The organism is Undibacterium sp. Ji50W (genome assembly GCF_049340445.1).
Taxonomy (GTDB): domain Bacteria; phylum Pseudomonadota; class Gammaproteobacteria; order Burkholderiales; family Burkholderiaceae_D; genus Undibacterium.
Genome location: NZ_JBMPOX010000005.1, coordinates 113934 through 127857 on the forward strand (window position 1 = coordinate 113934; position 13924 = coordinate 127857).

The window sequence follows — 13924 nt, forward strand, 5'->3', positions numbered from 1 at the left end:
TCCGCAATAAACCAATAATTTCAGATGCGTGAGAAATGACGTGAAATAGAAGCATGTAGTTGGTTTTATAAGCGAGATGCTTGTTTGCAAGGACTGTGTGTGAATAAAATTGAGCACAACTGTTGCGTATTCAATAAAAAGTTATTGCTTTGTTGGATAATGTAATTTATCCAAAATCACTGTCGCGAACCTCTTAAAATGATAAAAAGAGCAATTTCACTTCCCATGATGGCCCTGAGTATTTACGGGACTTGCTACGCAAACACAGCAGAAAATTTGAGATTGCTCAGAAATGAAGCACACAACCTGTTTTATCAACAAAAGCGCATGGATCTTGCCTGGACATTCAATAAACAAGCCTTACTTGAGGCAGAAAAAGAATTAAATTCACCTGAACAGGTAGCAGCCCTCTCACAACAAGCTTCTTTTTATTCTGACTTAAAACAAATCAAACAAGAGCAAGAAACTGTTCTGAAAATGCTCGCCATTGCGGAAAAAAACCCAACCCGTGTTGCAATGGACCTTGCAAATGCGCTTTCCTGGCTAGCTAAACTCTATCTGCAACAAGATAATGATCAAGCCGCCGAAGAAACAATGTTGCGCGTCATAGACATACTTCAAACGACTCCCGGTAACAACGACGCTAATCTTGAATTTCGATATGAAAGTCTGGGTGAGATTTATATGAAGCGAAAGAATTGGGAGCAGGCAGAAGTGGTTCTTAAGCGTGCCATCGCACTTAACGAAAAACGAGAACCTTCGGGACGTTATATGCGAGACTCCTTGATACAAAATTTAGCGACCGTCTACCGCAACACAAATCGCAACGAGTTAGCGATCGAAATTGAAAGCAAGTTTAAGAAAAGCACAAAGCTAGGCGTGCCAACAATTTCGGCCATGAGCCGGGTAGGAAATTACAAAAGCCCCGTCCTCAAGGCAGATTCATGTCAAAAACCCGTGTATCCAAGCGATGCTGTGGCTTACAAATTGCAAGGAACCTCGCATTTTCGCTTTCTGATTAGCGACGATGGCAAAATTTTTGCAAAGTACATCTTAAAAAGCAGTGGTTGGCAGATTCTTGATGACAGCACGTTTAGTGCCCTGTCTCAATGCCAGTTTGAACCGGCAACATTCAATAATAAACCCGAAGCAAGCTGGCTAACTTACCAATATATATGGACTTCTGGAAATCAGGAGCCTGATCTCCCGCCAGCAGAATTATTGACAGGCAGTTGCCTATCAGACAAATATAAGGTCGTGGTTCAGGACGCCAAGCAATGGCTGGTCCGCTTGCGCTTCCTGATTGATCCTCAAGGAAAAACCTTCGGTATCAAGATAGAAGATAGCAGCAAAGATACCGCTGTCGACAGCGATATTGTCGCTTTGCTTGGACGCTGTGAATTTAAACCTACGGTGGTAAACGGGGCACAGGTAGGCAATTCTGGTGTCGTCCGTTTCGCTCGAAAATCAGATGTAAAGTAATGTCGCGTAAGGCAGCAGATTCAATTTTTTAAGTTATTAAACCGCACCGGCTGCATGAACCAGCCCACAATACTGGCTACCAGCATGATGGCGGCAACCCACACCAGGCTGCGCCAGGGTTGGCCGCCGCTTTTGATGATCTCGAAACTCTCGACAAACACGGTTTCGCAGGCACCATTACCGGTATCGGTGCGGACTATGCTGGTGCCGCGCTTGAAGGCCATGCCTTTATGACGATGTGAATATTCAGACAGGCGACCACGGAAATGGATCTGGTCACCTACCCTTACCTTTTGCATGATCTTGGCAAGCCTGGTCTGATCGGTCAGCAAATGATTATTCGAAATCGCGGTTTCATCGAAAGCCGCAAAGGCCTCCATCGAATTGCTACCGTAATTGCAGGTGAACTGACCGCTGGAAAAGTTCAAGTCGCCATACGCACCTGTTTTCACGTTCTTGCCCCAGACCACGCACAAATCTACCACGTTCAGGTTATCGTTCCATTCGCGGTGCAAATAATCCCACCAGGCATTCGCATCATGCTTGCTGACGACCAGACCCACCAGGTCGTAGTCATATAGCGGCTGTACCGTATAGGTGACACCGCCCCTGGTGGTCTGGAATGCCTTTTGCGTAATTTCTGTTTGTACCGGCTCATTCAGCAAGACTGAATTCAATTCTGACGTCGGCGGCAATATATCGCGCCGCCAGATGGAAATTACCAGCAGCCAGACGCTGAAGAATACCAGCCAGCGTAGCGCGGTTCTGATCATGAACGGTCCGCCATGCTGTGACTCAGTCCAGTTTCAACAGACTGGCATCATGCAGGGAACAGGACTGGACCTTGGCTCCAAAAAAGTCAGCCTGCAATTGAAATGCCCGCAAAATGCGCTGTTGCCCGGCTTCATCTGCGGGCAGGCTGAACACCACTTTCAAGAGCGGTGTGCCAGAAGTGGCTGTGACTGCTAGCGGGACGAATGAGGATAGTGAAATTGAAGTAACTGGGGCAGTTGGGGCGACTGGCGTGACTTCGCCCTGCTGGCGGCGCATTTCTGCCAATATCTCGGCTTCGCTGATGATGACACTGTCATGCGCGCCTTGGAATTTTTTCGTACCGCCACTGCTGACGGCAATACCGCCAGTAATTTCGAACTCGGCAGATGACATTCTTTCGTAATGAAAAGCTTCCCAGCCACTTTGTTGCTGCTTGCGCTGCGCCACGACCGCCATGGCTGCTGCGGCCAGTCCGCCGCCAGCAATCATGCCTACCGGCAACATATCTGCCAGGCTGGCGGGTAGGCTGTCTTGCAAAGGATCGCTCATCGTCTATGCATCAATAAAAAAGGGGCAGCCTGTATTGTATTCTGGTTCAAGAATGCAATACAGAACTACCCCTCTGGAGCAACTATATCAGCAGGTTTATTTCTTGCCGTCAGCTGTTCCTGTTGTTTCCTTGCTGTCTTCCCTTTTTTCTTCTGCCGGTGGATCTTTAGGCAGAGGCTTGCGCGGCAGCATGTCATTACGGTTAGCGGCATGAGCGACAAAACTGGCCAATACCATGGAAGCCTGGGTCAGGTCACTTTTTTGTACCTTGTCATACAAATCCATGCTGGAATGATGGGTGCGGCTGAAATAATCCATGTCGTCCTGGACGAACTGGAAACCAGGTACGCCAACGCGGTCAAAACTGACATGGTCCGTGCTGCCGGTACTGCGCAGGGTGGTGGTGGTGGCACCGACATCATTGAAAGGGGCCAGCCAGGCATCAAAAATCGGTTTGACTGCGGCATTGTTTTCCGCATAGACGCCACGGATCTTGCCGCCACCATTGTCCAGGTTGAAATATGCGGAAATCTTGCCATGCATGGGTTTGACGCTCATGGGGCCGGTCAACTTGCGGGCAAACGAAGGCAATTCCAGCTCCTTGGGATCGGTCGGCTCGGGACGCGAGGCTATCCATTTATTGACATAGGCGCGTGAACCCAGCAGCCCCTGCTCCTCCCCGCTCCAGAGGGCGATGCGTATGGTGCGACGTGGCTTGAAGCCGCTCACTTTCAGCAAACGTACCGCTTCCATCACCATGGCAACACCAGCTGCGTTGTCGGTGGCACCGGTGCCGCCGTGCCAGGAATCCAGATGGGCACCCAGCATGACGATTTCATCCTTCTTGTCGGAGCCTGGGATTTCTGCCAACACATTGACGACGGCTTCCGGGTCTTCGTCATTGAAACTGGCCTTGATATCGATTTCCAGCTCCACGTCTTTTTTCTTTTCTACCAGACGATACAGGCGATTATAGGTTTCGCTGGCAACGACCAGGTTGGCCGGGCCGGTGGCTTCATCTTTTTTGTAAGAACCACCATCCTGGACAAAAATGGTGCCGTCTTCACCCCGCGTGACGTTCAGCGCCGCCAGCACTTTTTCTTCGGTCAGGAAAGTGCGCAGTTTTTTGCGGAAAGCCAGTTGCTTGATATAGGTTGGTAAATCACCGCGACGCGAAGGCGCGGCTTTAAAATCGATTTTAGTCAGTTCATCCAGTTCTTCATGCGAATAACGATGCGCATCGGCCTTCATATGGGGCTTGATGGGCAGGGGTTCATCCAGCAACACAATGGCACCGGCCAGCTTGCCTTTCCATTTGACCAGGTCTTCATCGACCAGCATTTTTGCAATCATCAGCTTGCCGCGCTGCATGCCATCGGTACCCGGGGTCCAGGCCTTGGGGATGGCATACACGTCAAACTGGGATGGCGAGACCATGCGCAAGGTGGTTTTTTCCAGTGTCCAGCCACGACCAAATGGGGCGAAGCTTTCACTGTGCACATTTTGCAAACCCCATTCACTGAGTTTTGAACGGGTCCAGTCACTGGCCTTGCGCAAAGCGGGGGAGCCGGTCAGACGTGGCCCGATTTCATCAGTCAGTACACCAAAAATCTCCTGGGCTTTGGAGCGGTTCATGGCTTCATCACGCAGCCGGGTGATGAGTTCAAGATCGACTTTCTCTTCATTCGTCGCAGCGGCATAGCTGGTGCCTGCGGTAAAACTGCTGGCGACGATGGCGGTACCCAATAAAACCTGAAACATGCGCATTGCTGGTCTCCTGTAGGAAATTTGAAGGTGTCGGTGATGGCGACATTACGTGGTGGCAAAGCCGGGGCCGGATCGTTCGGCTTGTATGACCTATTGCATAAAGCACTTGGTAAGAAAGCACTTGATAAGCATTGCTTGGAGTCAATAATTGCGCTTTTGTTCCTTGTTTTCAGGTGAATTCAGCAAATTTTCCAGCATTTACAGGAAATTTATCTGAAAAATGAAGATGACTGATGGTCAATACAGGCCAACACGCCGGATCAGCACTGGGATAGTTGCTCATTAATATGCTCATTAATTGGTAAGTAAAAATGAATTTCTGGCAAAACAAGCATAATCACGAGTAAAATTCACCGTCATTTTTTATTCGTCGCATGCAGGTTTCGCTACATGTGCTCATGATCCGTGCTGTGATTCAGCTCAATATTGAAGGAATTCGTATGTCAATTAAATCCCGCGTTGTTCTGGGTAGCGCGCTTGCCCTGCTGGTACTTAGCGCCTGTAATGATAAAGATGCTGCAAAAACAGCGTCGGCACCGGCATCCGCCTCTGCTGCTGCAGCCAGTAGTTCAGAAGTAGCAGCGACCGTGAATGGTACCCCCATCAGCAAGAAGCAGCTTGACCAGATCATGCAGCAACAGGCCGGCCAGGGCATGCCTGATACACCAGAAACACGCAAGATGGTGATTGATAACCTGTCCATGCAAATCCTGGTGGCCCAACTGGCGGTCACCAAGGGCCTGGACAAATCACCAGAAGTGGCTGACCAACTGGAAATGACCAAGCAGTCTATCCTGGCCAATGCCTATGTCAAAGACTATATCAAGACAGCCGCCGTCAGTGACGATGCGCTGAAGGCCGAATACGAAAAATTCAAGGCTACAGCCGGCGGCAATGAATACAAGGCCCGCCACATCCTGGTCGCCAAGGAAGATGAAGCCAAAGACATCATCGCCAAGATCAAGAAAGACGTCAAACTTTTTGACGGCCTGGCAAAATCCAAATCCAAAGATCCTGGCTCCAAAGACAAAGGTGGCGATCTGGGCTGGTTCAACCCACGTGGCATGGTGCCGGAATTTGGCGCTGCAGTCGCCAAACTGGAAAAAGGCAAGTTCACTGAGGAACCAGTGAAATCCCAGTTCGGCTATCACGTCATCATCCTTGACGACAGCCGTCCACTGACACCACCGACACTGGAAGATGTCAAAGCTGGCCTGACTCAGCAATTGCAACAGCAAAACCTGAAAGCCATGCTGGATGATCTGAAAGCAAAAGCCAAGATAGAAATCAAGGGTAATGCACCAGCACCTGCTTCCGCTGCTGCCGCCCCAGGCGCGCTGACGGTTACGCCGACCGCTTCTGCCTCGGCTTCTGCTTCCGCCGCTGCCCCCGCTGCTGCTTCCGCATCGGCTTCTGCCGAAGTGAAGAAGTAATCATTAGCAAGTAACACGCATCAGCCGCATTCGCCAGCATGGTCTGGCGAATGCAGAAGACTGGCAGCCATGCATCAACGGGCTGCCAGTCTCTTTAGCAACACTCCCTTTCCTTATCTCCCACCTCCCCTTGTCCGGTATTGCCAAGCGGCGACTTTCCTGCGACACTTTGCGATTGCAAATTAAGCAATTCAAGTAATTCACGTCAGAGTCAACATCGCCAGGAAACCGCATGCCTACCAGTCCATTCCGGTTCAATACCGCCACACTGTCGCTGGATGCACGTCCGGATCGGCTCGACATCCGTGACCGTCTGTACACACCACGCATCAGCAATCTGCCGCCCTGCCATCCGCCTGCGGCGACCATCAGCAGTGTGTTCCCCGAGTATGTCAAAGCCGGCATGATATTGAACCAAGGCAGCGATGGTGCATGTACAGGATTTGGCCTGGCCGCCATCATCAATTATCTGTTCTGGCTGCGCGACCCTGAAAGCCCGCAATGCAGCCCGCGCATGCTGTATCACCTGGCCAAGTTTTATGACGAATGGGCAGGCGAAGACTATACCGGCTCCAGTTGTCGTGGCGCGCTCAAGGGCTGGCACAAACACGGGGTATGCCGACGCGATTTATGGCCCTACACCGTGAATAGAAACGACAAGGCCCCTGCCTTTGAAGCACCGCGCGAAGGCTGGGCGCAAGAAGCCTTGCAACGACCACTGGGTGTGTATTACCGCATCGATAAGGATTCGGTCACTGACATGCAGGCGGCCCTGCTGGAAATCGGTGCCATTTATGTGTCTGGCAGGGTACATCCGGGCTGGGCGCTGGAGCAGGACAACAAAGCCAATGCCGCAGCCAACTTTACACAGTTGCCGGTCATCCCCTTTGACAGCGGGCCCACCAGCGGGCATGCCTACGCCATACTCGGTTACACCGACCAGGGTTTCATCGTGCAAAATTCCTGGGGTAAAGACTGGGGCCATCAGGGTTTTGCGATACTCACCTATGATGACTGGATCACCTATGGCGGCGATGCCTGGGCAATATCGCTGGGGGTGGCAATCGAACGCCCCGCTGTTGTTCATCACTGGCATAGCAGCAATCCACGTGCCGCCAGGCTGACCACATTACCGGCTTTACCGGCATACCGTAGCAGTGGTTCCGCAGTCCGGCCACATGCACAGCATGCCACCGGCAAGGCCGGGCCACCCAGCCTGAGCCCAGACCAGGCCTATGGCCTGACGCTGGTGCTTGGCAATGATGGCGGACTGATACAACGCCTGCTGGGTGCCGCCGATGCCCTGGCAGCGGCAGAGCAGGTGGTACTGCATGCGCCACAAGCCTGGCTGGCGAATCTGGGCAGCAATAAAAAATTGAAGCTGGTGCTGTATGCCCAGGCCGGCATGGATAGCGAAGCAGCCAGCCTGCAACGCAGTGCTGCCCTGGCCCCGTATTTTCTGGCAAATGGCATTTACCCGCTATTCATCAGTTGGAAGACTGGCCTTGGCTCTGCCCTCGACAACATACTGCAAGACAAGATGCAGGACCATGCACAAGGCATCAACAAGGCCGCACAGGAAGCACTGGACCGCACCCTGGAAGCTGCCTGCGAATCATCGGGTGCCAAGGGGTTGTGGGTGCAGATGAAGATGAATGCCGCGCAAGCGGCAGAAGATGGCGACCCGCCACGCGGGCTGTATGTGCTGGCAAAATATTTGCAAGAACTGCGGCATGCCATCGGCCAGGATAGGCTGGAAATCCACTTGATAGGCCATTCTGCCGGTGCCATCCTGCATGGGCATTTGCTGGGCCTGCTGCACCAGCACAAGCTGCCGGTCAACACCTGCAGCCTGTATGCACCAGCCTGCAGTATTGCTTTCGCTGACAGCACTTATCGCCCGGCCATACGGTCCGGCCTGTTGCCGCGACCAAGCTTTCATATCCATCTGCTGTCAGACACGCGCGAACAGGATGACAATGTCGGCGGCATCTATCAAAAATCCATGCTGTATCTGATCGCAAGGGCGCTTGAAAGCCAGCACAAGACGCCCTTGCTGGGCATGGCAGCCAGTTTCGATGCGGACAACTTTGCTGGCAAGAACCAGCAAAACGGCCAATGGAACCATGCCAGCATGCGCAGCCTGCAAAGCTGGAACCAGTTTTACTGGACCAGGAAAATACCCTCAGGCTTTGCCAGCAGCGGTGCGGGTCTGAACAAAAAACAGGCCGCCACCCTGCACATCATTCACGACAAATACATGCATGACGGCAAACACAGCATACCGTCGGCGCATACTGCCTTCGATCAGGATGTGGCTGTGCTAACCCAAACCCTGACCCGGATTGCCGGTATCAGCAACCCGGACCGGCTGGCAGTGCCGGTGTCGGATATCGCGGATGTCGCGGATGTCAAATAAGCAGGTGATCCAGTAAATAAGTCCTGTTACTTGAGCAATACCTTCCCCACATCAAACCAGGCACAGCTGGCATACTCAAGCTTTAGGGCCCTTGCGATGTGGCTTGGCTGCTGCCGGTTTGCCTGACCCATAACCCTTGGCTTTTTCTGTCACGCGGCGATCACCACCAGCTTTCTTGGGGCCGAAAGGTGATGGCTGGTTTGCTGGCACAGGCTTACGCACATGGTCATCACCCACCGGGCTGATCTGGATTTGCTTGCCGGCGACCCAGACTGCCTTCAACTGTTTCAGCAATTCCTTGGGCATGCCGTCTGGTAAATCCAGTGTGCTATAGCTGTCGAAAATATCGATACGGCCTATGTGCTTGGCTTCCAGACCGGCTTCATTGGCAATCGCACCAACGATATTGCTGGGGGTAACGGCATCTGCCTTGCCGACTTCGATACGGTAAGTCTGCATGGGGATACTGACTTTGCCCTTGCCATCAGCTTTGTCTTTTTTCGACTTGGCTGGACGCTCTTCATCCATAGGTGCGCGGGCGGCACGATCCACTACCTGGTTCAGCTTGCTGGCGGGTGCTATCTCAGCGACACTAGGGGCACTAGAGGCACGGGGTGCACGTTCGCGAGGTGCTTCTTCACGAGCAGCACGTGGTGCCGGGCGGGATGATGCAACACTACCATTGCCTTTTTCTGCACTGATGCGCAAAGCCTGACCGGCAACACGTACCGAACTCAGATGTTCCATCATGTCGCCAGGCAGATTGTCTGGCAAATCAAGGATGGTGTAGTCATCATAGATATCGATACGGCCAATGAACTTGGATTCTATATTCGCTTCATTGGCAATCGCACCAACGATATTGCCGGGCTTGACGCCGTGGTCATGCCCAACTGCGATGCGGAAAGTCTGCATGCCAGGTTCTGGTGTGCGCGGGCTGTGTTCACGGCGTGCGCTACGGTCTTCACGCGGTGCACGTTCAAAACGATCGCCCCGGTCACCTCTATCACCTCTATCACCTCTATCACCTCTATCGCCACGGTCACCACGTTCAGAGCGCGCCGGACGCTCATCACGCCAACTATCGTCAGTCTTGGTTTCTTTGCGGTTTTTATCCAGCAGCAAAGGTTCATCACCGCGCGCCATTTTGGCCAAGGCAGCAGCAATTTCCACTGCGGGGATATTTTGCTCACGTTCAAAATCTTCGATCAGGGACGTGAACTGTTCCAGGCCACCGAGTGCCAGGGTGGCTGAAATCTGGTCCTTGAAGCGGGCGATACGGACATCATTGACCGTCTGTATGGTCGGCAATTCCAGTGGTGATACGGGCTGGCGGGTGGCTCTTTCTATCGCCTTCAACAGGTTCTTTTCACGCGGGGTGATGAACAGGATGGCTTCGCCACTACGACCAGCACGACCGGTACGGCCTATGCGATGGGTATAGCTTTCCGGGTCATACGGTACGTCATAATTGATGACATGGCTGATGCGTTCCACGTCCAGACCACGGGCAGCAACATCGGTCGCCACCAGGATATCGATCTTGCCGTCTTTCAATTGCTGGATAGTGCGTTCGCGCTGTTGCTGGTTGATGTCGCCATTGATGGCGGCAACCGAGAAGCCTCTTGCATCCAGTCTGGCGGCCAGTTCTTCGGTACCCAACTTGGTGCGGGCAAAAATGATCATGCCGTCGAAAGTCTCGGCTTCCAGTATGCGTGTCAGCGCATCAAGCTTGTGCATGCCGCTGACCAGCCAATAACGCTGGCGGATATTGTCGGCAGTGCCGGTCTTGGCAGCGACAGTCACTTCTGCCGGTTTGTTCAGGTAAGTCTGGGCAATACGCTTGATGGCAGAAGGCATGGTGGCCGAGAACAGCGCAGTCTGACGATTCTCCGGCGTTTCTTGCAGGATGCGTTCTACATCATCAATAAAGCCCATGCGCAACATTTCATCGGCTTCATCCAGCACCAGGGTTTTCAGGGCAGATAAATCCAGCGTGCCCTTGTCCAGATGGTCGATGACACGACCCGGTGTACCCACCACCACATGCACGCCACGGCGCAATGCCGACAGTTGCGGGCCGTAGCTCTGGCCGCCATAGATAGGCAGCACATGAAAACCTGGAATATGCCGCGCATAAGTCTGGAAAGCTTCGGCAACCTGTATTGCCAATTCACGTGTCGGGGCCAGCACCAGCGCTTGCGGCGTAGTCTGGCGGATATCGATGCGCGACAGGATGGGCAGGGCAAAAGCGGCGGTTTTGCCGGTACCGGTCTGGGCCTGGCCCAATACGTCGCGGTTGGACAGCAAAATCGGGATGGTGGCCGCCTGTATCGGCGACGGTGTTTCATAGCCTACATCCTGCAAGGCGCGCATGATGGGCGCACTCAATAGCAGGTCTTCAAAAGTAATCGGGGGTTTGGTTTCAGACATGGCGATGCTCGCTCGTTCGCTCGTATCGCAGGATGCGACAAGATATTAATGGCCGTAGTTTACTCTCATGGCTTGAACTGAGGGAAATTTCCTGCCTGTCAGGACATCCTGCCTGCTATGAAGCTCACTAAATATTATTATTTTTTTGTTATTATTGTGACTGCTGGCGGCACTGGCTTGGTAACAGCTTAGAACCTGTTACAGCCGGGTATGATCTGGCAGCATGGGTCAAACCCATAAAAAATCCGGCAACAAGCTGCGGCCATTATGAGAACTTGAAGGACAGGCAGCGCGACGCCGCTGCCTGTCTATATGCTATCCACGCATGATGTACATGACGAAAACAGTATCAAAAAGAGAGAATGCCTGATTTATAATTCAGCCGGCATTTGGCCAATTTGTTCAAACATGCGTCAACATCAGGCAATATGCAGTTTCTTTTCATCATCACACAGGACATTCATGGACGCAGCGGCGCTCATCTCCACCACTTATCCATGTCATGCCTTTCATGCATCCCTGCCCGGTGGCCGCGATACGGGTGAACTGCAACTGACGCAAACGGGGCTGAGCTATCAAGTGGCATCACTGGTCGGCACCCTGCCGTTTGCCAGGCTGGAATTAACATTGGGCGGGGCCGCCAACAAACTGATCTTCATCAAGCACCTGGATAAACCTGATCTGGTACTGTACACCAGTGATCTGGGCATACTGGACAACCCCGTTTTGCGCGCCCACCCCGAGTGCTCGCGCCAGATAGGCGTGGCCCGCCGCAAGCGTGCGCAGGGCTGGGGCATACTGCTGGGGTTGAGCTTGCTGCTGCTAGCACTGCCTCTCGGCCTGCTATGGCAAATGGGTAGTTTCTCTGACTATGCGGCCAGGAAAATACCGGTGCAATGGGAAGAAAAGCTGGGCGCGGGTGTTGCCGCCGAACAGGCGCTGGAAAACAAGCACATGCCCAAGGCGGAAACCGAAGTTTTGCTCAAGCCACTGACTGCGCCCTTGCTGCAGGCCCTGCAAGATTCACCTTACCACTACACCATCGTCATCGCCAATGACAGCAGCACCAATGCCTTTGCGCTGCCGGGTGGCTATGTCACCATCAATTCCGGCCTGATCCTGAAGGCGGGCAGTGCAGAAGAATTGTTGGGTGTGCTGGCACATGAGATCAGCCATGTCGAACAAAGACATGGCATGCGCAGCATCATCAGCAATGCCAGCATCTACCTGGTAGCCAGCGCGGTATTCGGCGATGTCAGCGGCTTGCTGGCCACAGTGGGCAATGCAGCACCCATGCTGCTCAGCCAGCAATATTCACGTCAATTTGAAACCGACGCCGATGAAAAAGCAGTGATCCTGCTACAACGCGCGCATATCAATCCCGAGGGTTTGCCACGCTTTTTTGAACGCATGATTGCAGAAGAAAAAGCCGCCATGGAAAAAATCGATAACAAACAGGCACGGGAAGCCTACAAAAATGCCATGGGCTTGCTCAGCACCCATCCCGCCAGCGAGAAGCGCTTGACAAATTTGCGTAGTCTGATCGGTCAATCCAAGGGACAATACCTGAATCAGGAAGCCGCCTTCAGGGACTTGCAGGAAGCCGTCAAGAAATTTGTCGCCACGTCGTCAGAAGCAGAACCCAAAAAATCGGAAACAACACTAGAAAAACCGTCAGTATCAGCATCCTGACCCATCAAAAGGAGTGTCGCAGTGAAAGCAAATATCAAGGGAGGACATGCTTTTTCCTATGTCGAGATAGAACTCGAACCTGGTGAAAGCCTGTTGACTGAACCCGATGCCATGTCCAGCATGGATGCCAGCCTGGATTTGACAGCGCATTTCAATGGCGGCCTGATCCAGGGCCTGTTGCGTAAATACCTGGGTGACGAATCACTGTTCATCAGCCGTTTCAAGAACGCCACTGGCGCAGCACGCTGCATCACCATCGTCCAGCCTACGCCAGGTGAAATCCTGTGCAAGGAATTGAACGACGAACTCTATTACCTGCAGCCCGGTGCTTTCCTGGCTTGTGAAGAGGGTGTAAAAATTGGTCTGGGTTTTGCCGGTTTTGCATCCTGGGTCGCGCGTGAGGGCTTGTTCCGCATCAAGGTCAGCGGTAACGGCAAAGTCTGGTTTGGTGCCTATGGCGCCTTACTGGAAAAAGAAGTGAATGGCGAATACATCGTCAATACCAGTCACCTGGTGGCCTATGAGCCATCCCTGCGCCTGAACCTGCAACTGGCGGGCGGCCTGTTTTCCAGCTTCTTCGGTGGCGAAGGCCTGGTGACACGCGTCAGTGGCAAAGGCAAGATCATCATACAAACCCGCAGCATTTCCAGCCTGGCTGGTTGGCTCAATCCCAAATTATAAGAGGACGCGATCATGCAAGTAGAATTAGTCAGTCAGCCTGGCAATACCGCCGCCAAAGTCAGCCTGCGTCCTGGTGAAGTATGTACCGCCGAATCCGGTACCATGCTGGCCATGAGCAGCAATATGCAAATCACTACCACCACCCATAAAAAACAAGGCGGCTCGCTGTTGAAAGCAGCCAAGCGTTTGCTGGGTGGTGAATCCCTGTTCCTGAATCATTTTGAACCGCAAAGTACGCCGGGTGAAGTCTGGCTGGGTACCGACCTGGCGGGTGACATGGTGGTGCTGCCTTTGAACAACGACAATCTGATCGTGCAGGGCGGTGCTTTCCTCGCTTGCGACGAAGGCATAGAAATCGACCTGGGCTGGCAGGGTTTCAAATCGCTGCTGTCAGGTGAAAGCATTTTCTGGCTCAAGCTGAAAGGCAAGGGAACTGCCGTCCTGTCTTCTTTCGGTGCCATTTATCCAATAGAAATCGATGGTGATTACATCGTCGATACCGGCCATATCGTGGCCTTCAGCGAGACCCTGCAATTCTCTATCACTAAGGCTGGCAAGAGCTGGTTGCAATCCATACTCGGTGGTGAAGGTCTGGTGTGTAAATTTTCTGGCCGTGGCACGGTCTGGTGCCAGTCCCACAATGAAAACAGTTTCGGCAGCCTGCTCGGCCCCGACCTCAAGCCAGGCAGCTAAC

General features: G+C 52.9%; 10 protein-coding genes. 6 read left to right on the plus strand and 4 right to left on the minus strand.

What is annotated here, in order from left to right:
- Nucleotides 1-225 precede the first annotated feature (225 nt).
- Nucleotides 226-1482 (plus strand): TonB family protein, encoded by a 1257-nt coding sequence (locus ACO0K9_RS10555; RefSeq protein WP_422984548.1) that lies wholly within the window; start codon nucleotides 226-228, stop codon nucleotides 1480-1482.
- 20 nt (nucleotides 1483-1502) lie between these two features.
- Here ACO0K9_RS10555 and ACO0K9_RS10560 read toward each other — a convergent pair whose 3' ends face one another.
- From ACO0K9_RS10560 to ACO0K9_RS10570, 3 genes are all read right to left on the minus strand, one after another.
- On the minus strand, nucleotides 1503-2255 hold the full coding sequence (locus ACO0K9_RS10560) for a hypothetical protein (protein WP_422984550.1): 753 nt from the start codon (nucleotides 2253-2255) through the stop codon (nucleotides 1503-1505).
- Nucleotides 2256-2277: 22 nt separating this feature from the next.
- Complete coding sequence (locus tag ACO0K9_RS10565; protein WP_422984552.1) at nucleotides 2278-2805, minus strand: hypothetical protein; 528 nt, start codon at nucleotides 2803-2805, stop codon at nucleotides 2278-2280.
- A 96-nt stretch (nucleotides 2806-2901) separates the two neighbouring features.
- A complete protein-coding gene (locus ACO0K9_RS10570) occupies nucleotides 2902-4572 on the minus strand; it encodes a M20/M25/M40 family metallo-hydrolase (protein ID WP_422984554.1) in 1671 nt (556 codons plus the stop codon).
- A gap of 440 nt (nucleotides 4573-5012) precedes the next feature.
- Between ACO0K9_RS10570 and ACO0K9_RS10575 the strand changes: the two genes are divergently transcribed.
- Nucleotides 5013-6005 (plus strand): peptidylprolyl isomerase, encoded by a 993-nt coding sequence (locus ACO0K9_RS10575; RefSeq protein WP_422984556.1) that lies wholly within the window; start codon nucleotides 5013-5015, stop codon nucleotides 6003-6005.
- A gap of 232 nt (nucleotides 6006-6237) precedes the next feature.
- On the plus strand, nucleotides 6238-8424 hold the full coding sequence (locus ACO0K9_RS10580; RefSeq protein ID WP_422984558.1) for a C1 family peptidase: 2187 nt from the start codon (nucleotides 6238-6240) through the stop codon (nucleotides 8422-8424).
- A 75-nt stretch (nucleotides 8425-8499) separates the two neighbouring features.
- Here ACO0K9_RS10580 and ACO0K9_RS10585 read toward each other — a convergent pair whose 3' ends face one another.
- Nucleotides 8500-10857, minus strand: a complete 2358-nt coding sequence (locus ACO0K9_RS10585; RefSeq protein WP_422984560.1) for a DEAD/DEAH box helicase — start codon at nucleotides 10855-10857, stop codon at nucleotides 8500-8502.
- Between the two features lie 462 nt (nucleotides 10858-11319).
- Here ACO0K9_RS10585 and ACO0K9_RS10590 point away from each other — a divergent pair, with 462 nt between their 5' ends.
- From ACO0K9_RS10590 to ACO0K9_RS10600, 3 genes are read left to right on the plus strand one after another with little or no spacing between them, the layout of a single operon-like run.
- Nucleotides 11320-12549, plus strand: coding sequence for a M48 family metallopeptidase (locus ACO0K9_RS10590; protein WP_422984562.1), 1230 nt, complete (start codon nucleotides 11320-11322; stop codon nucleotides 12547-12549).
- A gap of 21 nt (nucleotides 12550-12570) precedes the next feature.
- Nucleotides 12571-13230: a TIGR00266 family protein gene (locus ACO0K9_RS10595; protein ID WP_422984564.1), complete on the plus strand. Its 660-nt coding sequence runs from the start codon at nucleotides 12571-12573 to the stop codon at nucleotides 13228-13230.
- Between the two features lie 12 nt (nucleotides 13231-13242).
- Entirely contained in the window at nucleotides 13243-13923 is a 681-nt protein-coding gene (locus ACO0K9_RS10600; protein WP_422984566.1) for a TIGR00266 family protein, read from the plus strand.
- Nucleotide 13924: the final 1 nt, after the last annotated feature.

What these genes read in the sequence shown, in the direction of transcription:
- ACO0K9_RS10555 (WP_422984548.1), top strand. Translation starts at nt 226, where the DNA reads ATGATGGCCCTGAGTATTTACGGGACTTGCTACGCAAACACAGCAGAA.
- ACO0K9_RS10560 (WP_422984550.1), bottom strand. Translation starts at nt 2,255, where the DNA reads ATGATCAGAACCGCGCTACGCTGGCTGGTATTCTTCAGCGTCTGGCTG.
- ACO0K9_RS10565 (WP_422984552.1), bottom strand. Translation starts at nt 2,805, where the DNA reads ATGAGCGATCCTTTGCAAGACAGCCTACCCGCCAGCCTGGCAGATATG.
- ACO0K9_RS10570 (WP_422984554.1), bottom strand. Translation starts at nt 4,572, where the DNA reads ATGCGCATGTTTCAGGTTTTATTGGGTACCGCCATCGTCGCCAGCAGT.
- ACO0K9_RS10575 (WP_422984556.1), top strand. Translation starts at nt 5,013, where the DNA reads ATGTCAATTAAATCCCGCGTTGTTCTGGGTAGCGCGCTTGCCCTGCTG.
- ACO0K9_RS10580 (WP_422984558.1), top strand. Translation starts at nt 6,238, where the DNA reads ATGCCTACCAGTCCATTCCGGTTCAATACCGCCACACTGTCGCTGGAT.
- ACO0K9_RS10585 (WP_422984560.1), bottom strand. Translation starts at nt 10,857, where the DNA reads ATGTCTGAAACCAAACCCCCGATTACTTTTGAAGACCTGCTATTGAGT.
- ACO0K9_RS10590 (WP_422984562.1), top strand. Translation starts at nt 11,320, where the DNA reads ATGGACGCAGCGGCGCTCATCTCCACCACTTATCCATGTCATGCCTTT.
- ACO0K9_RS10600 (WP_422984566.1), top strand. Translation starts at nt 13,243, where the DNA reads ATGCAAGTAGAATTAGTCAGTCAGCCTGGCAATACCGCCGCCAAAGTC.